General features: G+C 69.2%; 17 protein-coding genes and 1 pseudogene. 5 read left to right on the forward strand and 13 right to left on the reverse strand.

Annotation, left to right across the window (positions count from 1 at the left end; all coding sequences use genetic code 11):
* Positions 1–373 precede the first annotated feature (373 nt).
* From ppc to G3M57_RS15765, 5 genes are all read right to left on the reverse strand, one after another.
* Positions 374–3,103, reverse strand: a complete 2,730-nt coding sequence (gene ppc, locus G3M57_RS15745; protein ID WP_163231637.1) for a phosphoenolpyruvate carboxylase — start codon at positions 3,101–3,103, stop codon at positions 374–376.
* 183 nt (positions 3,104–3,286) lie between these two features.
* On the reverse strand, positions 3,287–4,057 hold the full coding sequence (kduD, locus tag G3M57_RS15750) for a 2-dehydro-3-deoxy-D-gluconate 5-dehydrogenase KduD (protein ID WP_056755241.1): 771 nt from the start codon (positions 4,055–4,057) through the stop codon (positions 3,287–3,289).
* 152 nt (positions 4,058–4,209) lie between these two features.
* Complete coding sequence (gene kduI / locus G3M57_RS15755; protein WP_056755238.1) at positions 4,210–5,058, reverse strand: 5-dehydro-4-deoxy-D-glucuronate isomerase; 849 nt, start codon at positions 5,056–5,058, stop codon at positions 4,210–4,212.
* Positions 5,059–5,076: 18 nt separating this feature from the next.
* Entirely contained in the window at positions 5,077–6,543 is a 1,467-nt protein-coding gene (uxaC, locus tag G3M57_RS15760) for a glucuronate isomerase (RefSeq protein WP_163231639.1), read from the reverse strand.
* Between the two features lie 102 nt (positions 6,544–6,645).
* Entirely contained in the window at positions 6,646–7,740 is a 1,095-nt protein-coding gene (locus G3M57_RS15765; protein ID WP_373287692.1) for a LacI family DNA-binding transcriptional regulator, read from the reverse strand.
* Between the two features lie 147 nt (positions 7,741–7,887).
* On the opposite strand from G3M57_RS15765, the gene G3M57_RS15770 reads away from it, so the two are divergent.
* Positions 7,888–9,411, forward strand: a complete 1,524-nt coding sequence (locus G3M57_RS15770; protein WP_373287691.1) for a UxaA family hydrolase — start codon at positions 7,888–7,890, stop codon at positions 9,409–9,411.
* Positions 9,408–10,850 (forward strand): mannitol dehydrogenase family protein, encoded by a 1,443-nt coding sequence (locus tag G3M57_RS15775; RefSeq protein WP_163231641.1) that lies wholly within the window; start codon positions 9,408–9,410, stop codon positions 10,848–10,850. The genes G3M57_RS15770 and G3M57_RS15775 overlap by 4 nt, the downstream gene beginning before the upstream one ends.
* A gap of 54 nt (positions 10,851–10,904) precedes the next feature.
* On the opposite strand, the gene G3M57_RS15780 is transcribed toward G3M57_RS15775, so the two are convergent.
* The 3 genes from G3M57_RS15780 to G3M57_RS15790 all read right to left on the reverse strand — a co-directional run bounded on the left by G3M57_RS15780 (position 10,905) and on the right by G3M57_RS15790 (position 14,786).
* Positions 10,905–11,465, reverse strand: coding sequence for a sugar transferase (locus tag G3M57_RS15780; RefSeq protein WP_163231643.1), 561 nt, complete (start codon positions 11,463–11,465; stop codon positions 10,905–10,907).
* A gap of 15 nt (positions 11,466–11,480) precedes the next feature.
* Positions 11,481–14,423 carry a coiled-coil domain-containing protein gene (locus G3M57_RS15785; protein ID WP_163231645.1) on the reverse strand — a complete coding sequence of 981 codons (2,943 nt, stop codon included), beginning with the start codon at positions 14,421–14,423 and terminating at the stop codon, positions 11,481–11,483.
* A 162-nt stretch (positions 14,424–14,585) separates the two neighbouring features.
* On the reverse strand, positions 14,586–14,786 hold the full coding sequence (locus G3M57_RS15790; protein WP_156402190.1) for a hypothetical protein: 201 nt from the start codon (positions 14,784–14,786) through the stop codon (positions 14,586–14,588).
* 302 nt (positions 14,787–15,088) lie between these two features.
* Here G3M57_RS15790 and cysD point away from each other — a divergent pair, with 302 nt between their 5' ends.
* The gene (gene cysD, locus G3M57_RS15795; RefSeq protein ID WP_163231647.1) at positions 15,089–16,024 is read left to right on the forward strand and encodes a sulfate adenylyltransferase subunit CysD; all 936 of its coding nucleotides are present in this window, start codon (positions 15,089–15,091) and stop codon (positions 16,022–16,024) included.
* Positions 16,025–17,953, forward strand: a complete 1,929-nt coding sequence (cysN, locus tag G3M57_RS15800) for a sulfate adenylyltransferase subunit CysN (protein WP_163231649.1) — start codon at positions 16,025–16,027, stop codon at positions 17,951–17,953.
* 51 nt (positions 17,954–18,004) lie between these two features.
* On the opposite strand, the gene G3M57_RS15805 is transcribed toward cysN, so the two are convergent.
* Positions 18,005–19,180 (reverse strand): MFS transporter, encoded by a 1,176-nt coding sequence (locus G3M57_RS15805; RefSeq protein ID WP_230983981.1) that lies wholly within the window; start codon positions 19,178–19,180, stop codon positions 18,005–18,007.
* A 25-nt stretch (positions 19,181–19,205) separates the two neighbouring features.
* Complete coding sequence (gene metG, locus G3M57_RS15810; RefSeq protein ID WP_163231651.1) at positions 19,206–20,915, reverse strand: methionine--tRNA ligase; 1,710 nt, start codon at positions 20,913–20,915, stop codon at positions 19,206–19,208.
* A 230-nt stretch (positions 20,916–21,145) separates the two neighbouring features.
* Between metG and G3M57_RS27980 the strand changes: the two are divergent.
* Positions 21,146–21,238: pseudogene (locus G3M57_RS27980) on the forward strand (hypothetical protein); the annotation flags it as partial.
* Positions 21,239–21,885: 647 nt separating this feature from the next.
* Here the strand turns inward: G3M57_RS27980 and G3M57_RS15815 are convergent.
* The 3 genes from G3M57_RS15815 to parC all read right to left on the reverse strand — a co-directional run bounded on the left by G3M57_RS15815 (position 21,886) and on the right by parC (position 26,122).
* Positions 21,886–22,221 (reverse strand): UrcA family protein, encoded by a 336-nt coding sequence (locus tag G3M57_RS15815; RefSeq protein ID WP_163231653.1) that lies wholly within the window; start codon positions 22,219–22,221, stop codon positions 21,886–21,888.
* Positions 22,222–22,361: 140 nt separating this feature from the next.
* Positions 22,362–23,726, reverse strand: coding sequence for a serine hydrolase domain-containing protein (locus G3M57_RS15820; RefSeq protein WP_163231655.1), 1,365 nt, complete (start codon positions 23,724–23,726; stop codon positions 22,362–22,364).
* Positions 23,727–23,845: 119 nt separating this feature from the next.
* On the reverse strand, positions 23,846–26,122 hold the full coding sequence (parC, locus tag G3M57_RS15825) for a DNA topoisomerase IV subunit A (RefSeq protein ID WP_163231657.1): 2,277 nt from the start codon (positions 26,120–26,122) through the stop codon (positions 23,846–23,848).
* Between the last annotated feature and the right edge of the window lie 57 nt (positions 26,123–26,179).

Here is a 26,179-nt window from a genome sequence, read left to right on the forward strand (position 1 = left end):
TCGCTCGCGCCTGGCGATTTCCCGATCGTCGCAGGCGCGGTCGAGCTCTCAAAATAAAGGGCGCCGGGCCGGAGCCCGACGCCCGAAAGTTTTGCGCAGGAGCGAACTCTGAAAGAGCCGCGGACGCCCGGGACCGGACAGGCCGGTCCAAAACGTCAGGTGAAACCGGCGGCAGATTGGCCAGGCCACTTTGCCACCGGTGTCATCGAGGAATCTACTCCGAAGCGACGCCTTGTGCAAGCGGCGTCAAAACGTTGTTTTCCATTTTGACGCGGGTAACAAAAATGGGGGCTGGGGACACGCCCTTGCGGCGTGTCCCCATCGAGCGCCGAGGATAGGGGACACGCCGCAAGGGCGTGTCCCCGGCGGCGCCTCACCCCGTGTTGCGCAGTCCCGCCGCGATGCCAGCCACGGTCAGCTGGATGGCCAGGCGCACGTTCTCGTCCTGGTCGCCGGCCCGGCGGCGGGCCAGGAGTTCGAGCTGCAGGTGGTTCAGCGGATCGACCGACAGCCCGGCCAGGGCCACCGACTCCGCCAGCTCCGGCTGGTTGTCCAGCAGGGCCGAGCCGCCGCGGATCGCCAGGGCGATCTGCCTGGCGCTGTCGTGCTCGCGCTGGATCGTGTCGAAGATCCGCTGGGCGTCGGCCTTGTTCGGGGAAAGGTCCTTGTACCGGGCCGCGATGCCCATGTGGCTCTGGGCCAGGGCCAGTTCCATGTTCGACAGCAGGGCCCCGAAGAAATCGAAGCCGCCGGCCAGGTCCTGCAGCTGTCCGGTCGACAGCCCGGCGCGCTCGACGCCCGACGCGAAGCCGTACCAGCCGGGCAGCATGAAGCGGGCCTGCGACCAGCTGAACACCCAGGGAATGGCCCGCAGGTCCTCGATCTTGCGGCTGGCGGTGCGGCTGGCCGGCCGGCTGCCGATGTTCAGCCCAACGATCTCGCCGATCGGGGTGGCCGACCAGAAGAAGTCCTCGAAGGCCGGATCGTCGTACACCAGGGCCCGGAAGCCGTGGAACGAGGCCTCGGCCAGGGCGGTCATCGCCGCCTCGACCTTGGGATCGGGACGATGAGCCTCGCGCTCGCTGGCCATCAGCACCGCGGCGGCCAGGCCGTCGAGATTGCGGCGGGCGGTGGGCTGATCGCCGAAGCGGCGGGCGATCATCTCGCCCTGCTCGGTCATGCGGATGCGGCCCTGGACGGTGCCGGCTGGTTGGGCCAGCACGGCCTCGGCGGCCGGCCCCCCGCCCCGCCCGACGCTGCCGCCGCGGCCGTGGAACAGTTGAAGCCCGACACCCATCCGCTCGGCCTCGAAGGCCAGGGCCGAGGCGCCGCGCGCCACGCCCCGACGGCTGGCCACGTAGCCGCCGTCCTTGTTGCTGTCGGAATAGCCGAGCATGATCTCCTGCACCGGCCGGTCGCCCAGGATGGTGCGGGAAAGCGGCAGCTCCAGCCACTGGCGCAGCACCCGCGGACCGTTCTCCAGGTCGCCGATGGTCTCGAACAGCGGACTGATCTTGACCGAGGCGCGCGGCGCCGCCCCGCCCCAGACCAGACCCACCTGCTTGAGCAGGACCAGCGGCTCCAGGATGTCCGACAGGGTCGCCGACTTGGAGATCACATAGGCGCCGATGCAGCCGTGGCCGTAGTCGCGGACCATCTGGGCGGCGGCCTCCATGGTGGCCAACTCCCGCGTCGTCTCCTCGCCATAGGCGGTGAAGGGCGAGACCAGGGGCCGCTGGTGCGACAGCTCGCTGATCAGCAGCTTGGACCGGGCCTCCTCGTCCAGGTCCAGGTACTTCACGCCGGTGCCCGCCCGCTGGAACAGCTCGTGCAGCGTCCGCTCGTGGACGTCGGCGTTCTGACGCAGGTCCAGGCTCATCAGGTGGAAGCCGCAGGCCTGGGCCACCTCGACCAGGGTGCGCAGCGCCGAGCCCACCAGCCGCTCGCCGCCGTTGCGCTCCAGGCTGTCGATGACGATCTTCAGGTCAGCGACGAAAGCGTCCGGATGAGTGTAGGGCTCGACATCGGTCCGGCTGGTGGCGAAAGCCACCCACTGATTGGTCAGCTTCTGGGACACCGCCGACAGACGATCGAAGATCAGCTCCAACGCCAGGCGATACGGCTCGTCGAGACGGTGAACGGACGGATCCCGGGTCTGCGCGGCCAGGGCGCGCAGTTCCTCAGAGACCGGCGTATAGGCTGTGGAGACCGCCAGGTTGGACCACAGCTTGCGGACCTCGCCCGCGTACCAGTCCAGGATCACCCGGGCCTGCGAGGCCAGGGCCAGCTTCAGGGTGTCCCCGTTGACGCCGGGATGGCCGTCGCGGTCGCCGCCCAGCCACGAGCCCATCTTCAGCAGCGGGGCCATCTGGCCGTGCTGGCCGATCTGCTGGGACCAGTCGGCATAGAGGTCGATGACCGCCGGCAAGATCGAGGTGCGGACGATCGACAGGGCGTTGCGGATCTCGTCCTTCACGGTGATCCGTTCGGGGCGATACAGCCGGGTTCGCCACATCAGGGCGATCTCGCGGAACAGGCGCTCGCGGATGTCGGCGTCCAGGTCCGGCGGCAGGTGGTGGCGGCGCAGGGCCATCAGGCGCGAGATCTCGGTCTCGCGGTCGACCATGCTGCGGCGGCGCACCTCGGTCGGGTGGGCGGTCAGCACCGGGACCACGTTCATGGCCGCGAAGGCCTTGGTCAGCTCGGCCGGCGACTTGCCCTCGGCCACCAGGGCCTTGACGGCGTCGACCAGGGTGCGGGGGCGCTCGTCGCCAGGCTTGGCGTCGCCCTCGGCGTGGCGGCGGCGACCGGCGACGTCCTCGCCGATATTGGCCAGCATCGAGTGGCTGGCCAGCGCCCGGGCCAGGAAGATGGCCTGGTCGCTGGAGAGGTCGGCGAACAGGTGATCCAGGCGCGGGGCCTCGCCGTCCGGCGTCTCCTGCGAGGCGGCGCTGCGGGCCGTGGCCACCAGCTTGGCCGCGTCCTCGCCGTCCAGATAGGCGATGGCCTCGTTCAGCAGGTCGCTGAGCAGGTTGGCGTTCTGTCGCACGTGGCGGCTGGTGGGCCGATCACCAGGCGACGACAGGTCCAGCGACAGGGGCATGCGCGAAACTCCGCGACCGGCGCGAAACCGCGACGGCTCAACAGGGAAAGAACGAACGAACCGCCAGGCGGATGTCGCACCCGCACTGCCGTAGCGGCGCCCTTACCGCGCTTTGCAGATCGCGAAAAGGCGGCCGGCGCAATGGTTCCGGTACCAAATTCGCTTTTGCGCAGATTCCTGCCTCTAGCGGGCCAGCCATCCACCGTCGACGGGCAAGGTAATGCCCTGGACATAGTCCGCGGCTTGGGAGGCCAGGAACACGGCGGCCCCGCCCAGGTCGCCCGGCTGGCCCCAGCGGCCGGCCGGGATGCGGGCCAGGATCGAGGCGTTGCGGTCGGCGTCGTTGCGCAGCGCCTCGGTGTTGTTGGTGTCGAAGTATCCCGGCGCGATGGCGTTGACGTTGATGCCCTTGGACGCCCACTCGTTGGCCAGGATCTTGGTCAGGCCCGCCAGGCCGCTCTTGCTGGCCGTATAGGACGGCACGCGGATGCCGCCCTGGAAGGACAGCAGGCTGGCGATGTTGATGATCTTTCCGATGCTGGCCGTGTCGCCGCCCTGCTTGAGGACCTGCTTGGCGAAGGCCTGGGTCAGGAAGAACACGACCTTCAGGTTGGTGTCCATCACGGCGTCCCAGTCGGCCTCGGAGAAGTCGATGCTGTCGGCGCGGCGGATGATGCCGGCGTTGTTGACCAGGATGTCGACCTTGCCGAAGGCGGCGACGGTCTCGTCGACCACCCGCTGGACCGGCTCGATCGAGCCGAAATCGGCCTTGATCGACAGGAACTTCCGGCCCGTGGCCTCCACGAGGCCTTGCGTCTCGGTCGGGGCGCTGCGGCCGGCGGCGGCGATGTCCGCGCCCGCTTCGGCGAGCGCCACGGCCACGGCCTGGCCGAGACCGGTGTTGGCGCCGGTGACGAGGGCGACCTTGCCTTCGAGGCTGAACGGATTGGCCATGGTGTGTGCTTCCTGATCCTGAACTTGTCACCCCGGATGGCTTCAAAGGCCGATCCAGGACCGCCACGAACGCGTGTGTTCGTAGCGGTCCCTGTTCGTTGCTTCGCTATGGCCGGAGTGACAGCCGAAAGGAAGCCGGACGGTCCCCGCCCCTATTTCAGCTGGCAGATGTCCAGCACGTTCATGTCGGTATAGTCGAGGTTCTCCCCGCCCATCGCCCAGATGAAGGTGTAGTTCGAGGTGCCCGAGCCCATGTGGATCGACCACGGCGGGCTCATCACGGCCTCTTCGTTGGCGATCACGATGTGACGCATCTCGTCCGGCTCGCCCATGTAGTGGAAGACCCGATCGTTCTCGCCCAGCCCGAAGTAGAAATAGGCTTCCGAGCGGCGGTCATGCAGGTGGGGCGGCATGGTGTTCCAGACGCTGCCCGGCTTCAGCACGGTCATGCCCAGCAGCAGTTGGGCCGACTTGCAGGTGGTCGGCACGATGTACTGGTAGATGGTGCGCTCGTTGGAGGTCTCCAGCGCGCCGCGCTCCATCGGGATGGCGTTGGCGAATTCGAGCTTCTTGGTCTCGAAGGCGGCGTGTGCCGGCAGGCTGGTGATGTAGAAGCGGGCCGGGTTGGCGGCGTCGAGGCTCTCGAACACCACCTCCTTGGCGCCCATGGTCACATAGATGCCGTCGCGCGGCTCGATGTCGTAGACGACGCCATCGACCGTGACCTTGCCCTTGCCGCCGCCGACATTGATCGCGCCCAGTTCGCGGCGCTCCAGGAACGGATGGCCGGCGGCCGAGGCGGGCTCGGTCTGGTCGGGCAGCTTCACGCCCTTGGACACCGGCGCGGCGCCGCCGATCACGAAGCGTTCAGCGTGGTTGTAGTGCAGCACGATGTCGTCGGCGGCGAACAGGCCGTCCATCAGGTAGCGATCGCGCAGGTCGTCGTTGCTGACCGCGTACATCATGTCCGGGTGGGTGGCGTGGTAGGTTTTGGTGAACATCAGGAGACTCCGGAAAATCTATTCGGCGGCGTGTTTGATCGGCTGGACAGGCCGCGCCCAGCTGGGACGCTGGTCGAGCTTGTAGGCCTTCTTAGGCAGGTTGTACGTCAGGTCGACGATCAGCTCGGCGGCCTCGACCTCGTCCATCCGGTGCTCGGCGACCATGCGGGCCAGGAAGGCGCTGTCGACGCGGCGGGCCACGTCGTGGCGGGCGGGGATCGACAGGAAGGCCCGCGTGTCGTCGTTGAAGCCGACGGTATTGTAGAAGCCGGCGGTCTCCGTGACCTGCTCGCGGAACCGCATCATGCCCTCGGGGCTGTCGTGGAACCACCAGGACGGGCCCAGCTTCAGCACCGGATAGTGGCCGGCCAACGGCGCCAGTTCGCGGCTGTAGACGGTCTCGTCCAGGGTGAACAGGATGATCGACAGGCGCGGATCATTGCCGAACTTGGTCAGCAGCGGCTTGAGCGCCTCGACATATTCGGTGCGCATCGGAATGTCGGCGCCCTTGTCGCGGCCATGCGACGCCAGAAGACCGACATTGTGGTTGCGGTGCGAGCCGGGGTGGATCTGCATGACCAGGCCATCGTCCAGACTCATGCGCGCCATCTCGGTCAGCATCTGGGCGCGGAACAGTTCGGCCTTGGCCGGGGTGACCTCGCCCTTCAGCAGGCTCTGGAACAGGGCTTCGGCGTCGGTTTCGGACAGGTCGGCGGTGGCGGCGGTCGGATGGCCGTGGTCGGACGAGGTGGCGCCGGCCGCGATGAAGGCCTGGCGGCGCACGCGGTGACCTTCCAGATAGCCCTTCCAGGTCGTGACGTCCTGGCCGGAGACCTCGGCGAAGCGCTCGAACGCGCGGCCGAAACGCTCGTCCTCGAAGTCGATCACCGCGTCCGGGCGATAGGCGGTGACCACGTGGCCGCCCCAGCCGCTCTCGCGAATGGCCTTGTGGTGCTCAAGCCTGTCCTGCGGGCCCTCGGTGGTGGCCAGGGTCTCGATGTTGAAGCGGTCGAACAGGGCGCGAGGACGGAAGGCCTCGGTGGCCAGCGCCTCGTTGATGGTGTCGAAGTAGAGGTCCGAGGTCTCGGCGCCCAGGAACACCTTCAGGCCGAACACCTGGCTGAACACGTGGTTGAGCCACAGCCACGATGGCGTGCCGCGGAACAGATGGAAGTTGCTGGCCAGCAGCCGCCAGGCCTCGCGCGGGTCGGTGTCGGGCACGCCGGCCTTGGACCGCACTTTCAGGGCGTCCAGGCTGACGCCCTGGCTGTAGAGCATGCGGAACAGGTAGTGGTCCGGCGCCAGCAGCAGGTCGGTGGCGTCCTCGAACGGGGCGTTGGTGGCGAACCAGGCCGGGTCGGTGTGACCGTGCGGACTGATGATCGGCAGGCCCTTGACCTGGCCGTACAGCGTCCGGGCGATACCGCGCGTGCGTTCGTCGGCCGGAAACAGGCGGTCGTCGGAAAATACCAGGGGCCGGGTCATGGCGCTTCTTACTCCCTACTCCGCCGACGGCTTTGGCAGGCCGTTTTCGACGCGCTTGGTAACCGGTGTCATGGCGCCTGGCAAGCCAAAGCGCTGTCGCTTCTACCCCGCCGGCGGGGCGCCCGACGACTCCCGGACGACCAGATAGGGGATGGTGTTGTTGGGATCGCGTTTCTCGCGAGCCTCCGCGCCGATCAGTTTCTCGGCGGCGATCCGGCCCACTTCGCGGGTCGGGATGTGGATCGTGGTCAGCGGCGGCCAGACGGCCTGGGCGATCTGGAAGTCGTCGAAGCCGACCACCGTCACGTCGGCGGGCACCTGCAGCCCGGCCCGGCGCGCGGCCTGCAGCACGCCGGCGGCCATTTCGTCGTTGCCGGCGAAGATCGCCGTGGGCCGCGGCGTCTTGGCCAGCAGCTGCTCGCCGCAGGCCAGGCCGGACTCGAAGGTATAGGCGCCCTGGACCACGTAGTCGGGCTTCAGCTGCAGGCCGGCCTTGTTCAGGGCGTCCTCGAAGCCCCCTCGCCGTTCGTGCGACGAGCGGAAGCTAGGCAGGCCGCTGATGAAGCCGATCTCGCGATGGCCCAGCTCGACCAGGTAAGCGCCCATCGCCTCGCTGCCCAGGCGGTCGTGGCCGACGATCATGTGCTCGGGCTTGTCCAGCTCGACCGAGGCGATGCGGATATATTCGCAGCCGATCTCGCGCAGCAGCTTGGCGACCCGCTCGTCCTCCGACACCGAGGGCGGCAGCACCACGCCGAACAGCTTCTGGCGCTCGACGAAGGTGCGGATGTCCTGCAGGAAGGTCGGACTGCTGCGGTCGCACGGGTGCACCACCAGCTCGAAGCCCGACCCGCGGATACCGTCCAGCAGGCCCAGCTGCATGTTGACGACATATTGCGGGTTGGGGTTGTCGTAGATCATGCCGATCAGGAACGAGCGGCGGAACGCCAAGCCCCGGGCCTGCGGATCGGGCGCATAGCCCCACTCGGCGATCACCGCCTCGATACGCTCGCGGGTCTCGTCGCGCACGAAGGGCGACTGGTTGATGACCCGCGAGACGGTCTTCTTCGACACGCCGGCCAGGCGGGCGATGTCGTTGATGGTCGCGCGCTTGCGGCCGCCCTCGAGGCCAGCCTCCAGGCCGGCGTCGATTTCCACGCCATCGGCGTCCGGCGAAGGGGTCTTGGACGAGGTCAAAGCGTTTCCATGCGGCGATCGTTGTCGGGTTTTGTCATACTCTACCGAGATCGGCGTCGCTACAAATGCACCACCGGACGCAATTGCCCTATGGTGACACCGGTTTCCCCGCCTTACAGACGGGGGATGGCAGCACGAAAAGGTTCAATGGCCAAGGCTTTGATAGGGGACATCACCTCCAGTCCCGCCGAATCGATCCACGGCGTCGATCCCCGCGATCACGTGGCGACGGCGTTGCGCGACCTCGTCGCCGGCGAGACGCTGAACCTGCACGGGCAGACGATCGCGGCTCGCGCCGACATCCCCAAGGGCCACAAGATCGCCGTGCGCGCCGTCGGCGAAGGCGAAGACGTGCTCAAATACGGCTGGCCCATCGGTCGCGCCACGGCCGATATCGCGGTCGGCGACCACGTGCACATCCACAACGTCGAAACCCGCCTGTCGGGCGTCGAGGATTTCGCCTACGCCAAAGTCCACCTGGAGCCGCACGCCCCGGCGCCGGCTGGAACCTTCCTGGGCTATCGCCGCAAGAACGGCCGGGTCGGCACGCGCAACGAGATCTGGGTGCTGTGCACCGTCGGTTGCGTGGCCAACACCGCCCGGCGCATCGCAGAGAAGGCCAACGCCCGCTTCGCCGGCCGCGTCGACGGCGTCTTCGCCTTTCCCCACCCCTTCGGCTGCTCGCAGCTGGGCGACGACCTCACCCACACCCGCAAGCTGATCGCGGGCCTGGCCGCCCACCCCAACGCCGGCGGCGTGCTGATCCTGGGCCTGGGCTGCGAGAACAACCAGTTGAAGGCGCTGCTGGACTCGGCCCCGGGCCTGGATCCGGAACGCCTGCGTTCGTTCACGACCCAGATGGTCGAGGACGAAATGGAGGACGGCCTGGACGCCGTGGAAGCCTTGGTCGCCATCGCCGAGCGCGACCGCCGCGAGCCCGCTCCTCTGTCGGACCTGGTGGTGGGCCTGAAATGCGGCGGCTCGGACGGCTTTTCGGGTGTCACCGCCAATCCCCTGGTGGGGCGCATCGCCGACAAGGTCTCCGACGCCGGCGGCACCCCGGTGCTGACCGAGATCCCTGAAGTGTTCGGCGCCGAAGGGGTGCTGCTGGCCCGCGCCGCCTCGCGGGAGGTCTTCGACGAGGCCGTTGAGGTCATTGACGACTTCAAGCGCTACTTCATCGACAACCACCAGCCGATCTACGAGAACCCCTCGCCGGGCAACATCGCCGGCGGCATCACGACCCTGGAGGAAAAGTCCCTGGGCGCGGTGCAGAAGGGCGGCCGCGCGCCGCTGGTCGAGGTGCTGCGCTACGGCGAGCAGGTCGGCCCGCATGGCCTGACCTTGCTGGAGGCGCCGGGCAACGACGCGGTCTCGTCCACCGCCCTGACGGCCGCCGGCGCGACGGTGATCCTGTTCACCACGGGCCGCGGCACCCCGCTTGGCTTCCCCGCCCCTACCCTGAAGATCGCCTCGAACTCGGCTCTCGCCGCCCGCAAGCCGGGCTGGATCGACTTCGACGCCGGAGTGGTGCTGGCCGGCCAGACCATGGACGCGGCGGCCGACTCCCTGATGGATCTGGTGGTGGCCACCGCCTCAGGCCAACCCACCAAGGCCGAACTCAACGGCGAGCGTGAAATCGCCATCTGGAAACAAGGCGTTACCCTTTGACCGACACCCTTTCCCGTCCGCTCCGCCTCAACGCCGTCAGCTATCCGGCCGCCGTCCCCGGCGTCGCCCTGCCCGCCTATGACCGCGACAAAGTCACGGTCGGCGTGGTGCATTTCGGCCCCGGCGCCTTCCACCGCGCCCACCAGGCGTTCTATTTCGACCAACTGCTGGCCCAGGATCCGCGCTGGGGCCTATGCGCCGTGTCGTTGAAGAGCCCGGGCGTCCGTGATGCCCTGCAGCCGCAGGACGGCCTCTACACCTTGGCCCAGTTGGACGCCGAGACCACCTTCCGCGTGGTCGGCTCGATCCTGGAGGTGTTGGTCGCGCCCGAGGATCCGCCGTCGGTCTTCGCCCGCCTGGCTGCTCCGACCACCCGCATGGTCACCCTGACGGTCACCGAGAAGGGCTACTGCCTGACCGGCGACGGCAAGCTGGACCTCGCCCACCCCGACATCGTCCACGACCTGGCCCATCCGCGCGAACCGATCAGCGCGGTCGGCTATATCGTCGAGGGCCTGCGCCGCCGCCACCAGGCCGGCCTGCCGCCCTACGCCGTCGTGGCCTGCGACAACCTCGCCGACAACGGCTGGCGGCTGAAGGCGGCGGTCGTCGCCTTCGCCGAGTCGATCGACCCCGCACTCGCCGCCTGGATCGAGGCCGAAGGCCGCTTCCCCCGCACCATGGTCGACAGCATCACCCCCGCCACCGACGACGCCCTGCGCGCCCGGGTCGAGACGGCCACGGGCCTGACCGACGCCTGGCCGATCCAGCGCGAGGCCTTCGCACAATGGGTGGTCGAGGACGTGCTGGGGCCGGACGCGCCGGACCTGGCCAGCGTCGGCGTCACCCTGACCGACGACGTGCGCGGCTTCGAGCGCGCCAAGCTGCGGCTCCTGAACGGCGTCCACTCGACCATCGCCTATGCCGGCCTGCTGAAAGGCCACGAGACGGTGTTCGAGGCGATCAGCGATCCGGACCTGGCCAAGCTCGCCGAGGACCTGATGGTCCAGGACATCATCCCGACCCTGACCGCGCCGCGCGGCCTGGATCTCCTCGCCTACGCCCAGGCTATCCTTGGCCGGTTCCGCAATCCCGAGATCCGCCACCTGCTGAGCCAGATCGCCTGGGACGGCTCGCAGAAGCTGCCGTTCCGCATCCTCGGCACGGTCGCCGACGCCTTGGAGGCTGGCCGCCCGGTCGATCGCCTGGCCCTGCCCCTGGCCGCCTGGATGCACTTCGTCCGCCGCCGCGCGGCCGAGGGCGTCAAGATCGTCGATCCGCTGGCCGATCGCCTGGTCGAAACCGCCGCCGCCTGCACCGGCGACGCCAGGGCGGACGTCGCCCAGTTCCTGAAGCTGGAGCCGGTGTTCAACCGCGACCTGACCGCCAACGCGACGTTCGTGGCGGCGCTGGAGAAGGCGTACGGCGAGCTGGCCTAGGAGCCCTGACAGGGGCAGGCGCCCGCGCCTGCCCCTGTCAGGGCCTAGCCCTTGTCACCGCGTCACGTCCTTGCCCGTGACCACCGGCAGCACGGTCGCGGCCAGGATCCTGAGGTCGAACCAGAACCCCTGGCGGCGCAGGTATTCGGCGTCCAGCGCCACCTTTTCGGGGATGGACACCTCGTCGCGGCCGTTGATCTGCGCCCAGCCGGTGACGCCGGGCCGCAGCGCCTCGACGCCCGCCGCCGTGCGCAGCGCCACCAGGTCGTCCTGGTTGAACAGCGCCGGCCGGGGCCCGACCAGGCTCATGTCGCCGACCAGGACGCTCCACAGCTGCGGCAGCTCGTCCAGGCTGGTCCGGCGCAGGAAGGCGCCGGGCGGCGTCAGCCAGCGGTCGGGGTTCTCCAGCAGATGGGTGGCGACCTGCGGGGCGTCGATCCGCATGGTGCGGAACTTGGGCATGGCGAACAGCACGTTGTGGCGGCCCACGCGTTGGGACCAGTGCAGGGCCGGTCCCGGCGAGGTCAGGCGCACCACCGCCGCCACGGTCAGCAACGGGATCGCCAGCAGCAACAGCGCCGCGCCGGACGCCGCCGCATCGAACAGGCGCTTCACGTCAGGCCCATTCTCTTAAGCCAGGTCCCCGAAAGCGGCGTCCAGCAGCAGGTAGGCGCGGCCGGCGTCCGACGACAGCAGGGCCGCCACCAGGAAGCCTTCGCGATCCTGCTCGGAAGCCTCGTCCATCATCCCGGCGTAGCGACGCAGGAAGCGTTCGGCCTCGGCCCGCAGCGGCGCGTCGGAGAACAGGCGACGCACCAGGCGTCGGATCGCGGCCGGGGCCAGTTTCTTGACCACCTCGCGCGCGCCGCTTTCGTCGTGGGTCTGGATCGTGGCGGCGATCTCGTCGATGCGGGCGCGCGGCAGCAGCGCGGTCGGATCGATGCCCATGGCGAGGATCTCGCCGGCCATCTTCTCGCCCAGGGCGGCGTCGCCCGGGGCCGCGCTTTCCAGGCCCGACAGCAGGTTGCGCCACGACAGGCCGCTCCCTTGGGCATGCGGTTCCGCCCTGTCGCCAGGGGGCGGCGCGGGCGCGGCCGTGCGGCCGCCGGCCGCGTCGAACACCGAGCGGAACTCGTCGTCCGTCGCTGTGGGTGTCAGGCGCAGGCGTGGACGCAGACTGGGCTCCTCGGCGCCGGGCTCGTTGGCCGGCTTGGGGGCCAGCGTGGGCGCCGGCGGCGGCACGGGCGGCGGCTGCGGTGGCGCGGCCTGCACTTGGCGGCTCAGCGGCGGCGGCGCGCGGGAGGGCGTCGCGGCGGAGGGGCCGGCGGGCGGGGCGGCGTTCATGCGCACGACCGCCTCGCTGAGCATGTCGTAGTTGCGGCGCACACGCTCCTGGAACGCCTGGTCGATCGCCGCGGTCTCCTCGGCCGTCCGCCGCGCCGCGCTCCGCAGGTCTTCGATGCCCTGCTCGATCTGGGCCCGGGCCTCGTTGGCGCGGGCCAGGGCCTCGGCCGGCAGGTCGGCGGTGCGACGGCCGACATCGGCCAGCATGGCCTCCATCTCGGCGATGGCGCCTCGCGCGGTCTCGACGCTTTCGGACAACTTCTGGGCCGTGCGGGCGCCGGCCTGCTCGACCACCTGGGCCGACTGCTCGATCAAGTCACGAGCCTCGTCCATCCGCGACTCGAACACCGTGTCGGCCTTCTGGCCGGCGGCGAAGGCGATCTCGTTGAGCTGGTCGACGCGGACGCGCGCGGCCTCGACGCGCTGCTCGACGCCTTCATTGGCTCTGCGAGCCGCCTCGGCCATGGCGTTCATGGCCTGGATCAGGGCTCCTTCCAGATCGGCGCGCTGGCCGCCGGCGGCGCTGGCCAAGGCGGCGATGGCGCTAGAGGTCTCGGCCGCCAGGGCCTCGCGTTCGGCGCGGGCCGTCTCGGCGACCTCGCGCAACTGCTGGGCCGCGGCGCCGATCAGGCCGCGCAGCACCTCCGCGCCCATGGCCGCCATGTCGCTCATCTCGGTCGCGCCGGCCCGGGTGTGGCCGATGAACTCGGTCAGTTGGGCGGTGCGGGTCTCGGTCTCGGCGGCGAAGTCCTCCTGGTCGGTGCGCAGCGACTGGCTGGCGGCGACCAGGGCGGCGCGCTGGGCCGCTAGGTTGCGCTCGACCGCGCTCATCTGGTCGCCGACGCCCTGGCCGGCGGTCTCCAGGCGGGCGATCTGGCGCGACAGATCCTCGGCCCCGACCCGCGCGGCGTCGGACGCTTCGGCGGCGGCTGCGGCCAGGTCGGCGGCGCGGGCGGCCAGGGCGGCCTCGGCCTCGCGAAGCTGGGTCTCGGCCAGATCGGACGCCTCGGCGACCATGCGCGCCTGGCTGCCGATGGCGTCGACCACGGCCGTGGACTGGGCGTCCAGCGTGGTGGACAGCGCGTGCATGGCCTGGCGCTCGTGACCCAAGCCTTCGGACAGCTGCTGGACCATCCGCGCCGACTCGCTGGTGGTCTGGGCCAGGGCGAGGGTCTCCTCGGCCAGGGCCTCCCGCAGTTCCTGGACCCGTACGCGCGCCGCCTCGGCGGCGACCGTCGCGGCGTCGATCTGTTCCCGGATGCCGCCGACCACGCCCTCGACGCCGGCGGCGGCCAGGGCCGCCGGACTGACCAGGCGGTCGGTCATGATCCGGGTGTGTTTCAGCTCGGCCGAGATCCCCATGGCCTGGCGCAGCATGTAGGCGCCCAGCAGGGTGAAGGCGGCCGGGCCCACAGCCAGGGCGGCGAACACCATCAGAGCGAACTGGTCGACCTTCAGGGCCGGTACGCCGGCGCCATAGCCCAGCGCGAAGGTGATCGGCCCCAGCGTCCAGAGCGCCGCGGCGGCGACCGCCAGGCTCCAGAACAGCGGCGCGGGCATCGGCTTCTTGCCTTCTCGGGCCGTGGACAACGGCGTGACGGGCGGAGGTTCGGGAGGCTTGGAGACCGCCGCCTCGAACCGCCTGGAGGCGGCGGGCGGCTCGGGTCCGACCACCGGGGCCGGTGGCTGAGCCGCCTGGGTCGCCACGGGCGCCGTCAGGAACGAGGGCAGCGGGGCCAGGGGTTCAGCCTCGATAGGCGCGCTGCGTCGACCACGGGCCGGCGCGAAGGGTGCGGGATCCGCCTCGGGCTCGGGCGGCTTGAAATTCGATTTGAGCGGCGACCCCGGCTGGATCACCGCTTCAGGTTCGGGGGTTGCGATATCGGCCTTTGGCGGTTCAACCGGCTCGAACGTCTCGGTGACCGGCTGGGGCGCGGACTTGGAGGCGCCGAAGAAGCCGCGCCTGGCGCTGACGCGAGGGGCTTCGGGAACCGGTTCGGGCAAGGGTTCCGGCGCGGGCTCGGGGCCAAGGTCCAGGGGACCGCGGCCCAGAATCGGCGGGGGCGACGCGTCGGGGACGGCGGCGATATCGAGATCGAGGTCCGGTTCGCTGACCGGCGCATCCGGATCGGGCTGAACTTCCGCCTGCGCCGGACGACCAGCGTCCTCGACCGGCGGCTCCATCGGAATGCCGGTGAAATCAAGCGGTTGGCGCTTCTTAGGCTTCATACGCAGCCATAGTCCCAGGGCGAAACGGCTCGGGGCCGGATGAACATCGCCGCGCGGACGCCCCTCTCGCACGCAACAAATAAACCTAGCGGTGAAAAGCCCGCGCGCATAGCGGCTTCCGCCGGATTTCCCATCCTGGGCAGGGGTTGGCGCGGTGAAAGCCTAGGCGTTGATCTCGGCCGTGCGTAGGCGGGGGCAATGCTCGACGGCCTGGACGGCCTGCTGACGCGGGCTCCGGGCGACGACCCGCTCGGCCTTGGGCGGCGACTTGGCCTGGTGCTCGACGGCCATGCCGAATTGGCAAAGCGCCATCGAGGAAAGCCAGAGCATGATCGCGGCGATGAATTCGGCCAGGGATGACATCGGGAAGCCCATTTTCCGATAGCAGCGTTATGCGCCGCTTCGCCACCCTGCGCGAATGAACTTTTGGTCATGAAACGGCGCCGCTCGCCACGCCAGGCGACAGGGGAGGCTCCACCGAAGCTCACAGCGCCTGCAGATTTCCCCGCCTTGCCCGCCGCCCCCGCGAGACCTAGGTCCAGGCTCAGGATCACCGCCCCGTCGACGCGCTTTCGTGCGTCGGCGGAGCTTTCCATTTGCGGATACGCGTTTTGCCCCCTACCCCAGTCGCCTCGCTGTCGCACGACGCCTTTGCGGACCCGTCCATGAACGCTCCCGCCAGCTCCCCCGCCCTGTCGGCTGCGCGTCTGACGCATTTGCAGCGACTGGAGGCGGAGAGCATCCACATTCTTCGGGAGGTGGCGGCCGAGTGCGAGAAGCCGGTGATGCTGTATTCGATCGGCAAGGACAGCGCGGTGATGCTGCACCTGGCGGCCAAGGCGTTCTATCCGTCCAAGCCGCCGTTCCCGCTGCTGCATGTGGACACCACCTGGAAGTTCCGGGCCATGTACGACCTGCGCGACACCATCGCCGCGCAGCTGGGCTTTGAGCTGCTGGTCCACAAGAACCCTGACGCGCTGGCGCGGGGGATCAACCCGTTCGACCACGGCAGCGCCCTGCACACGGATCTGTGGAAGACCGAGGGCCTCAAGCAGGCCCTGGCCAAGCATGGCTTCGACGCCGCGTTCGGCGGGGCGCGGCGCGACGAGGAGAAGAGCCGGGCCAAGGAGCGGGTGTTCAGCTTCCGCACCGCCGAGCAGCGCTGGGACCCCAAGGACCAGCGGCCCGAGCTGTGGAAGCTGTACAACACCCGCAAGCACCCGGGCGAGAGCCTGCGGGTGTTCCCGATCTCCAACTGGACCGAGCTGGATGTCTGGCAATACATCCACCTGGAGAACATCCCGATCGTGCCGCTGTACTTCGCCGCCGAGCGGCCGGTGGTCGAGCGCGACGGCTCGCTGATCATGGTCGACGACGAGCGCTTCCGGCTGCGCCCCGGCGAGGTCCCGCAGATGAAGAGCGTGCGGTTCCGCACCCTGGGCTGCTACCCGCTGACCGGGGCGGTGGAGAGCACCGCGGCCACCCTACCCGAAGTGATCCAGGAGATGCTGCTGACCACCACCAGCGAGCGCCAGGGCCGGGTCATCGACCATGACCAGTCCGCCTCGATGGAGAAGAAGAAGCAGGAAGGCTATTTCTAGATGACCGCCGCAGTTCAAAACACGGTCTACAAGCCCTCCGACCTGATCGCCGACGACATCGACGCCTATCTGGTCGCCCACCAGCACAAGTCGCTGCTGCGCTTCATCACCTGCGGGTCGGTGGACGACGGCAAGTCGACCCTGATCGGCCGGCTGCTCTACGACAGCAAGATGATCTTCGAGGACCAGATGGCCGCCCTCGAAGCCGACAGCCGGCGGGTGGGCACCCAAGGCGGGGCGATCGACTTCGCCCTGCTGGTCGACGGCCTGGCCGCCGAGCGCGAGCAGGGCATCACCATCGACGTGGCCTACCGCTTCTTTTCCACCGACAAGCGCAAGTTCATCGTCGCCGACACCCCCGGCCACGAGCAATATACCCGCAACATGGTCACCGGCGCCTCGACCGCCGACGCCGCGGTGATCCTGATCGATGCGCGCAAGGGCGTGCTGACCCAGACCCGCCGCCACTCCTATCTGGTCAAGCTGCTGGGCATCCGCCACGTGGTGCTGGCGGTCAACAAGATGGACCTGGTCGGCTGGGACCCGGCCCGGTTCGAGGCCATCGTCGCCGACTACCGCGCCTTCGCCGACCAGATCGGCCTGGAGGTGTTCACCCCGATCCCGATCTCGGGCCTGACCGGGGCCAACATGGCCAGCCGCGGCGAGGACTCGCCGTGGTATCAGGGGCCGATCCTGATGGACTGGCTGGAGGGGGTGCAGGTCGAGGACGACCTGCGCAGCCAATCGTTCCGCATGCCCGTGCAGTGGGTCAACCGGCCCAACCTCGACTTCCGCGGCTTCTCGGGCCAGATCGCCGCCGGGACCGTCAAGCCCGGCGACAAGGTCCGGTCCCTGCCGTCCGGCCGCCAGAGCACCGTGGCCCGCATCGTCACCAAGCCCGACGACCTGCCCGAGGCCTATGCCGGCCAGTCGGTGACGATCACCCTGGCCGACGAGATCGACGTCAGCCGCGGCGACATCCTGGTGGCCGCCGACGACCCGGTCGCCGTGTCCGGCCAGTTCGAGGCCACCGTGGTGTGGATGGACGACGAGCCCCTGCCGCCGGGCCGCGCCTACCTGCTGAAGATCGGAACCCGGATGGTCGGGGCCAGCGTCACGGAGATCAAGCACCGGGTGAACGTCAACACCCTGGAGCACCTGGCCGCCAAGAAGCTGGAGCTCAACGAGATCGGCCTGGTCAACCTGTCGCTGGACCAGGCCATCCCGTTCGAGCCCTACGCCCAAAACCGCGACCTGGGCGGGTTCATCCTGATCGACCGGATCAGCAACCGCACCGTCGGGGCGGGGCTGATCAACTTCGCCCTGCGCCGGGCCGACAACATCCACTGGCAGCACACCGACGTGGGCAAGGCCTCGCGGGCGGCCCTGAAGGGCCAGCGCGGCCGGGTGGTGTGGCTGACGGGCCTGTCGGGGGCGGGCAAGTCGACCATCGCCAACCTGGTGGAAAAGCGCCTGCACGCGCTTGGCCGCCACACCTACCTGCTGGACGGCGACAATGTCCGCCACGGCCTCAACCGCAACCTGGGCTTCACCGAGGAGGACCGGGTGGAGAACATCCGCCGGGTCGCCGAGGTCGCCAAGCTGATGGTCGACGCCGGCCTGATCGTCCTGACCGCCTTCATCTCGCCGTTCCGCGCCGAGCGCCGCCTGGCCCGCGAGATCCTCGACGACGGCGAGTTCGTCGAGGTCTTCGTCGACACCCCCCTGGCCGTCGCCGAGCAGCGCGACGTCAAGGGCCTCTACAAAAAGGCCCGCGCCGGACAGCTGAAGAACTTCACCGGCATCGACAGCCCCTACGAAGCCCCAGAGCACCCCGAACTGGTGATCGACACCACCAGGATGGACCCCGTCCAAGCCGCCGAACGCATCGTCGCCTGGCTCGAAGGCGAGATCGATTACGAGATCTGACGCGGCGAATTCGTCCTCATCCTGAGCTTGTCGAAGGACGAGGACGACCATTCAACGTGTCCGCCTTAGAAGCGTGATCGCCCCGATCAGCCCCAGGCCGCCCATCGCCGCCATGGCCAGGTAGCCCCGGGTCCCGAAGGCGTCGAACAGCGGGCCCGAGGCCAGGGTGCCGACGCCCAGCATGAAGCCGGCCGACAGGGCCGAGTTGATCGCCTGGGCGGCCGAGGCGCTTTGCGGCGGGGCCAGGCGCTCGATCAGCCGCAGCGAGGCCATGAAGCTGGCCGCGAAGGTCAGGGCGTGCAGGGCCTGCAGCGGGAACAGCAGCCACAGCGGCGGGGCGAAGGCGTAGGCGGTCCAGCGCAGCAAGGCCGCGCCGCCGCCGAGCACCAGCAGCTTCTCCGGTCCCATCTTGCGCCGCCACGGCTCGGCGAACCACATGAAGCCGACCTCGACGGCCACGCCGACGCCCCACAGCACGCCGATCATCGGGTCGGGCACGCCCTGCTTGCGCCAGAGCAAGGCCGAGAAGCCGTAGTAGAAGGCATGCGCGCCCTGGATCAGGCCTGCGGTGATCACGGCCAGCACGAAGGTGCGGTCGCGCAGCAGGCCGCCCAGGCCCTTCCAGCGTTCGGCCCGGCCGAGCTTGGCGACCCCCACCTCGAGGACGCGGTCGGGCGGCAGGACCAGCACCGAGACCAGGGCCACGCCGATCGCCGCCGCGGTGATCCAGGCGGCGATGACGCTGGGCGCCATGACCGCCAGGATCGCGCCCATGGCCAGGTTGGCGACGATGAAGGCGGCCGAGCCCGCGCCGCGCGGCACGCCGTAGTTGAAGCCGTCCAGCCGCGAGCGCCGCAGGGTGATCACGTCGATCAGTGGCGTCAGGGTGGTCAGACAGGTCATGCCGACCAGCCAGCAGGCCAGCAGACCCCAGAAGCCCGAGGCGAACGCCATGGCCAGGTAGCCGGCCGCCGCGCCCAGGGCCAGCAGCGCCAGGGGCGTGCGGCGCAGGGTGAAGCCGTCGGCCCACACCGCCAGTCCTGGTCCGAGGAAGGGCCTGGCCAGCAGGGGCACGGCCAGGACCGCCCCGATCTCGGCCCCGCTCAGGCCGCGCGAGCGGAAATAGGTGGCGATGTACGGCAGGCTGACGCCGGTGCCGAGATAAGAGACGACATAGAACAGGCCCAGGCGGGCCTGGGCGGACAGGAAGCGGGGGGAGACCTTCACCAGCGCTCCCTCCCCCGTCTTTCGCCTACTCCGCCCCGCCGAACCGCGCGGTCCAGTCGGCGATCTGCTCGTCCTCGATCTTCTTGAACAGCACCTCGGGCGCGCGAACCGGCAGGCCGACCGGCAGGCTCGACAGTTCGGCGGCGGCGTCGGTGGTCGGCCAGGCCGGCGGCCAGGCCAGCTGGAAGGCCTCGGCGATCTTCTCGGCGGCGAACGGGATGAACGGGGCGGAGATTCGGGCGTACAGGGCCGCCAGGTTCAGGGCGGTGCGGACGATCACGGCGGCGCGGTCGCGGTCGGTCTTGATCGCCGTCCACGGGGCGGCTTCCTGCAGGTATTCGTTGCCGACCACCCACAGCGCCCGCAGGGCCTGGGCGCTCTTGCGCACCTCGATGGCGTCCATCTGCTCGGCGAGATCGGCCAGGCGGGCCGAGACGTCGGCGTAGAGCTTCTCCTCCAGCGGACCGGGCGTCCCGCCCTCGGGGATCACCCCGTCGAACTTGCCTTCGGTGAACTTTAGGATGCGGTTGACGAAATTGCCCAGCACGTCGGCCAGGTCGCGGTTCACGGCGCTGGCGAACTGCTCCCAGGTGAAGGCGGTGTCGCTGCTCTCCGGCGAATTGGAGGTCAGGTACCAGCGCCACAGGTCCGGCGGCAGGATCTCCAGGGCCGCGTCCATGAACACGCCGCGTCGGTTCGAGGTCGAGAACTTGCCGCCGTACCAGTTGAGCCAGTTGAACGCCTTGAGCATGTCGACGCTCTTCCACGGCTCTTCCGAGCCGAGGATGGTGGCCGGGAAGCTGACGGTGTGGAAGGCGACGTTGTCCTTGCCCATGAACTGGACGTAGCGGACGTCGTCCGCGCCCGCGTCGGTGCGCCACCACGACTTCCAGTCGCGGCCGGGCCCGGCTTCGGCCCATTCCTGGGTGGCGGCGATATATTCGATCGGCGCGTCGAACCAGACGTAGAAGACTTTGTCCTCGAAACCCGGGCGCGGGAACTCGCCCTTGGTCACCGGGATGCCCCAGCTGAGGTCGCGGGTGATGCCGCGGTCGATCAGGCCCTCGTCCAGGTGCTTGTAGGCGATCGACTTGGCCAGCAGTTGCCAGTCGGGGTGGCCGTCGATCCACGCGCGGATGCGGTCGGCCATCCTGGTCTGCAGCAGGTAGAGATGGCGGGTGTCGCGCACCTCCAGGTTCCGCGAGCCGGAGATCACCGAATAGGGATCCTTCAGCTCGGTGGGGTCCAGCAGGTTGCCGCAGTTGTCGCACTGGTCGCCGCGCGCCTTGTCGAAGCCGCAGTGCGGGCAGGTGCCCTCGATGTAGCGGTCGGGCAGGAAGCGCTTGTCGTCGATGGAATAGACCATCTGGTCGACGCGTTCCTCGATCAGGCCGCGCTCTTCCAGCACCTCACAGAAGTGCTGGGTCAGGCGATGGTTCTGCGGCGAGGACGAGCGGCCGAAATGGTCCCATGACAGGCCGAAGGCGCGGCCGACGTCGTGCTGCAGCACGTGCTGCTCGGCGCAGTAGGCAGCCACGTCCTGGCCGGCGGCGGCGGCGGCCAGCTCGGCCGGGGTGCCGTGCTCGTCGGTGGCGCAGATGTAGAGGGTGTCATGGCCCCGGGCGCGCTGGAAGCGGGCATAGACGTCGGCCGGCAGCATCGATCCCGCCAGGTTGCCCAGGTGCTTGATGCCGTTGATGTACGGCAGGGCGGAGGTGATCAGGATGCGGGCCATGGGTCTTCCGGGGGAGTCGAGGAGCGGTTGGATATAGAAGGCCCGGGGCGGAAACGAAAGCGTGGTGCGGCGAACACTTGCCCCCTACGGGCCGCTTCGCGGTCGTCTTCCCCCAGAGAGGGAAGAGCGCTCCGGTGCGAAGGCTCCGCCCCCCTCTGGGGGCGGACAGACCGCGCAGCGGTCAGGTGGGGGCAAGTGTTCGCCGCCTCACGCGATCTCTCGCTGAAGGTATGGAAAGGGTCGCGGAGCGCCGGACATCGTCCGGAGTTTGAAAATGAATACCGTTTCGACGAAGCCCGATCGCTCCGCGCGGTCGTTATCCGGAAGCCCGCGGCGCTGAACCCTGTTCGGGCCTCGCCGCCTTGAAGCCTCCGACGGGCGGGCCAGGTCAACGAACCCCGGTCCCGGACCGCGAGCGCGTCACCGCCCGCCTGTTGCTCCGCCAGCCCTCGCGCCACGTCGTTTTTGTGTTCCAGGCCCGACCGGCTCCAGAGACGCGAGGTTTGGTCCAAAAGGACCGCCGACGGAGCTTCCCGCTCGATCGCCCCCCGCCGCCGCATCGGTCGCTGGCCATGCGCCCTTTCCCTGCGTCGAGGTGAGATCAGGATACGGGCGGTCTGGAGGGTGAGGATAAATTAGGTCGAGAAAGTTCAGGGCGTTGAAATCGCTCGTGTCTGTCGCCGATAGGCCAAGGATAAGCGCACGACTGGGGACGCGCCCTTGCGGCGTGTCCCCAACCGCAGGCCCTGTGCGAGACCTGGGGACACGCCGCAAGGGCATGTCCCCTACGGCGGCGACTTTGGAGAACCCGGACGAGCTCCTGACGTCAACGCACTCGGCGGGAGCCTCGGGGCGTCTCCCCTTGGGGCTGGGGACAGGCGACGCCGTGAGCGCTCTGAGGGATAAAGCGGCCGGGCCGTGTGGCGCGCCCGGCGCTCCCGCCACCTCCCCGAGGGGAGGATCTCATGGCCTAGCCGCCGATCGCCCGCAGGGCCCTGGCCTGCTCGCGCGACAGCTTGGACTGGACCTCGTCGCGGATGTCGATGCGGCAGGCGCGGGCTGACCAGCGGTCGAGCTTTTCGGCCCGGACGCGGGCGTCGCAGACCCTCTCGCCGGCCGCCTCGATCCGGGCCTGGAGCTGGCGGGCGTCGTCTGGGCGCGAAAGGTCCAGGTCGCCGACCCGGATCGTGGCCAGCACCGCAGGCCTGGCCGGCGCGGCGTGGGCGACTTGCGCCAGACCCAGGGCCGGCAAGGCCGCCAGGGCCAGAATTGCCGCCGTCGAAAGTCTGGCGATGAACCGGCTCATGTCCGCCTCCCCTGTCCTGGCGACGCCGTTCGCGCCGCTTTCGAGAGGTAGAATGACCGGGTTGTTCTGCGAATACGCGTTACGTCTGCTTCATGACGTCGTATTCATGGAGTGAACGACCTGTAATCTTTCCGCGCATATTATCGCGAAGAAGAGTTCAGCCGCGCTTCCTTGACCGGCGGACGTTCCAGCGCCTGGTAGACCACCGTGCGCGTCGTCGCGTCCAGGCCCGAGCCCACCCCGCCCAGGCGCTGGATCATGCCGATGAAGAACAGGTCGTTGCTGGGGTCGATCCAGAACCAGGTGCCGGCGCTGCCGCCCCAACTGATCGTGCCGGGCCCGACCGGGGCGCCGGACAGGCGGGGATCGACCGCCACGGCCACGTCCAGGCCGTAGCCCATGCCGGCGCTGAACGGAAACGGCTTCTGGTCGGGCCGCAGCACCCCGGCCGTGCCGTTGGTGGTGACCTGGAAGCTGGGCGGCAGGTGGTTGGACCGCATCAGGGCCACGGTCTCCGGCCGCAGGATGCGCACCCCGTCCAGTTCGCCGCCGTTGAGGATCATCTGGGCGAAGCGGGCGAAATCGCTGGCGGTGGACAGCAGGCCCCCGCCCCCGGACGGCGCCGGCGGCGGCCTGGAGACGTCGCGCCACGGCCCCTCGTTGGCCGGGATCAGCTTGCCCGTCGCCGGATCACCGTCATAGAGGGCGGCCAGGCGCGGCAGCTTCTCGGCCGGGGCCCAGAAGGCGGTGTCCTTCATCTTCAGGGGACGGAAGATCCGCTCCTCCATGAACACCGGCAGGGTCTGGCCCGTCAGGCGCTCGACGATCAGTCCCTGCAGGTCGGCGGCGACGCTGTAGCGCCACATCACCCCCGGTTGGGCGTACATCGGCAGCATGGCCACCTTGCGGACCATGTGGTCCAGGCTGTCGGACTGCAGCACGCCGGCCCGGTAATAGGCCTGGTCGGCCAAGCTGGCCGGATCGTCGGCCAGGCCGTAGGCGAAGCCGGCCGTGTGGGTCATCAGCTCGCGCATGGTCGGCGGGCGGCTGACCGGAGTCAGGATCGGCCGTCCCTGGGCGTCGACGCCCGAGGCCACGCGCAGGTCGGCCAGCTCCGGCAGATATTCGGTGACCGGATCGTCGAGCCGCCACCGGCCCTCCTGGTAAAGGATCAGCATCGCCACCCCGGTGACCGCCTTGGTCTCGGAGCGGATGCGGAAGATGGCGTCGGCGGGCATGGCCTCGCCGGTCTCCAGGCTGCGCTTGCCGAAGGCCTTCAGCGAGACGATCCGGCCGTGGCGCCCCAGCACCGTGACGCCGCCGGCGATCTGGCCCTGGTCGACCAGGGCCTGCATCGTCTCGTCCAGCTTGCGCAACCGCTCGGCCGAGAACCCGGCCGTCTCGGGCTTGGCCACCGGCAAGGCCGCGGCGCCCGCCGCTCCGGCGGCGGCCAGCCCCAGCAGGCCGGCCAGGGCGCTGGCGGTGCGCTTGAACACCGTGTTCATGTGATCAGATCGCGTCATCCCGGCGCAAGACTAGCGAAGATCCAGGACCGACCCAAGGCGCGACGCCTCCGGCGGGCCGGATGAATGCGCCGCGCGCGGGATGACGAACGAGGGAGGCATCACTTGGGCCGGAACCGCTTGGACGTCGGGAAGCCCTTGGGCGACAGCTTGCCGGCGCCGGCGCGGCGGCCGATCCAGTCCTTCCACTCGGTCCAGTCGCGGCGGCGACCGGCCGTGTCGATCCAGAAGGCGCCGCCGTCGGTGGTGAACGAGATCGCGTCGCGCAATCCCCCTTCACGGTACGACTGCAGCTTGACGCCCTTGCCGCGCGGCATTTCCGGCAGCTCCTCCAGCGGGAAGATCAGGATCTTGCCGTTGTCGCCGATCACCGCGATCTGGTCGCCGACCGCCTCCAGGCAGAAGGCGGCGCCGGCGGAGTCGACGGTCAGCACCTGCTTGCCCGCCTTGCGGTTGGCCAGGGCCTCTTCCTCCGGCATCAGGAAGCCATAGCCCTGTTTCGAGGCCAGGAAGCGTTTGCGCCCGGCCTTGAACGGGAACATGTCGATGATCTTCACCTTGTCGTCGAGCTCGATCATCATCCGCACGGGCTCGCCATGGCCCCGCGCCGACGGCAGGTTGGCGCAGCTGATCGTGAAGAACCGCCCGTCGCTGGTGAACAGCAACAGCTTGTCAGTGGTCTCGGCCGGGGCCAGGAACCCCAGCTTGTCGCCTTCCTTGAACTTCAGCTCGGACGGGTCGTCGATCTTGCCCTTGGCGGCGCGAATCCAGCCGCGATCCGAGAGGATGACGGTGATCGGCTCGCGCACGATCATCGCCTCCAGGGCGGCGTCGGCGTCGACCACCGGCGCGTCCGCGAAGATCGAACGGCCGATCACCCCGGTCGGGCGCGGCTTGTCGTGCGGATGCTGGATCTTGACCAGGATGGCGCGCACCTGGCGCAGGCCCGTGCCGACCAGGTCCCACTGCTTGCGGTCACTGGCCAGCATGCCCAGGATGCCGTCGCGCTCCTCCACCAGTTCGGCGTGCTCGCGGCGGATCTCCATCTCTTCCAGCTTGGCCAACTGGCGCAGGCGGGTGTTGAGGATGGCGTCGGCCTGGATCTCCGACAGGGCGAAGGCGGCGATCAGCTTCTGCTTGGGCTCGTCCTCGTAGCGGACGATGCGGATCACCTCGTCCAGATTGAGGTAGGCGATCAGCAGGCCGTCCAGGATGTGCAGGCGGGCTTCGATCTTGGCCAGGCGGTGGCGGGCCCGGCGGGTCAGCACCTCGCGGCGGTGGGCCAGGAAGGCCATCAGGCACTGCTTGATGCCCATCACGCCCGGCGTGCCCTTGGCGTCCAGCACGTTGATGTTGACCGGGAAGCGGCTTTCCAGCGCCGAGAGCTTGAACAGGCTCTCCATCAGCACTTCGGGCTCGACGTTCTTGGACTTGGGCTCGAGGACCAGGCGGATGTCCTCGGCGCTCTCGTCGCGCACGTCGCCCAGCAGGGCGGCCTTCTTGCTGTCGATCAGGTCGGCCAGCTGCTCGACCAGGTCGGACTTCTTCACCTGGTACGGGATCTCGGTGACGACGATCTGGTAGGTGCCGCGGCCGGTGTCCTCCTTCTCCCACCGGGCGCGAGTGCGCACCCCGCCGCGACCGGTCTCGTAGGTCTCCAGCAGGCTCTCGCGGGACTCGACGATCACACCGCCGGTCGGGAAGTCGGGGCCCGGCACGCGCTCCAGGATCTCGGCGGTGGTCGCCTCGGGCTTGCCCAGCAGCAGCAGGCAGGCGTCGATCAGCTCGGCCGGGTTGTGCGGCGGGATCGAGGTGGCCATGCCCACGGCGATGCCCGACGAGCCGTTGGCCAGCAGGTTGGGGAAGCCCGACGGCAGGACCACCGGCTCCTCGTCCTGGCCGTCGTAGGACGGCTTGAAGTCGACCGCGTCCTCGTCGATGCCGTCCAGCAGCAGCATGGCCGCGGCGGTCATCTTGCACTCGGTGTAGCGCATGGCGGCGGGGTTATCGCCGTCGATGTTGCCGAAGTTGCCCTGGCCGTCGACCAGCGGCACGCGCTGGGCGAAGTCCTGGGCCAGGCGGACCAGGGCGTCGTAGATCGACTGGTCGCCGTGCGGGTGGAAGTTACCCATCACCTCGCCGACCACCTTGGCGCACTTGCGCGCGGCGCCTTCGGGGTTGAGGCGCATGTTGTTCATCGCGTGCAGCACGCGGCGGTGCACGGGCTTCAAGCCATCGCGCACGTCGGGCAGGGCCCGCGAGCCGATCGTCGACAGCGCATAGGCCAGGTAGCGCTTGGACAGCGCCTCGCTCAGCGGTTCGTCGAGAATGCGGCCGTCTTCCGGGCCGCCGGGGGGAGGTAGGACTGGTTTGTTCATCGGGGAGATTCGTTACGCGTGAAAGGCACAGTAGCAGATGTGGCAGGCAGGCTTCGA

Origin of the sequence: Caulobacter rhizosphaerae (assembly GCF_010977555.1) — a bacterium.
In the GTDB taxonomy this organism is placed as follows: Bacteria; Pseudomonadota; Alphaproteobacteria; order Caulobacterales; family Caulobacteraceae; genus Caulobacter; species Caulobacter rhizosphaerae.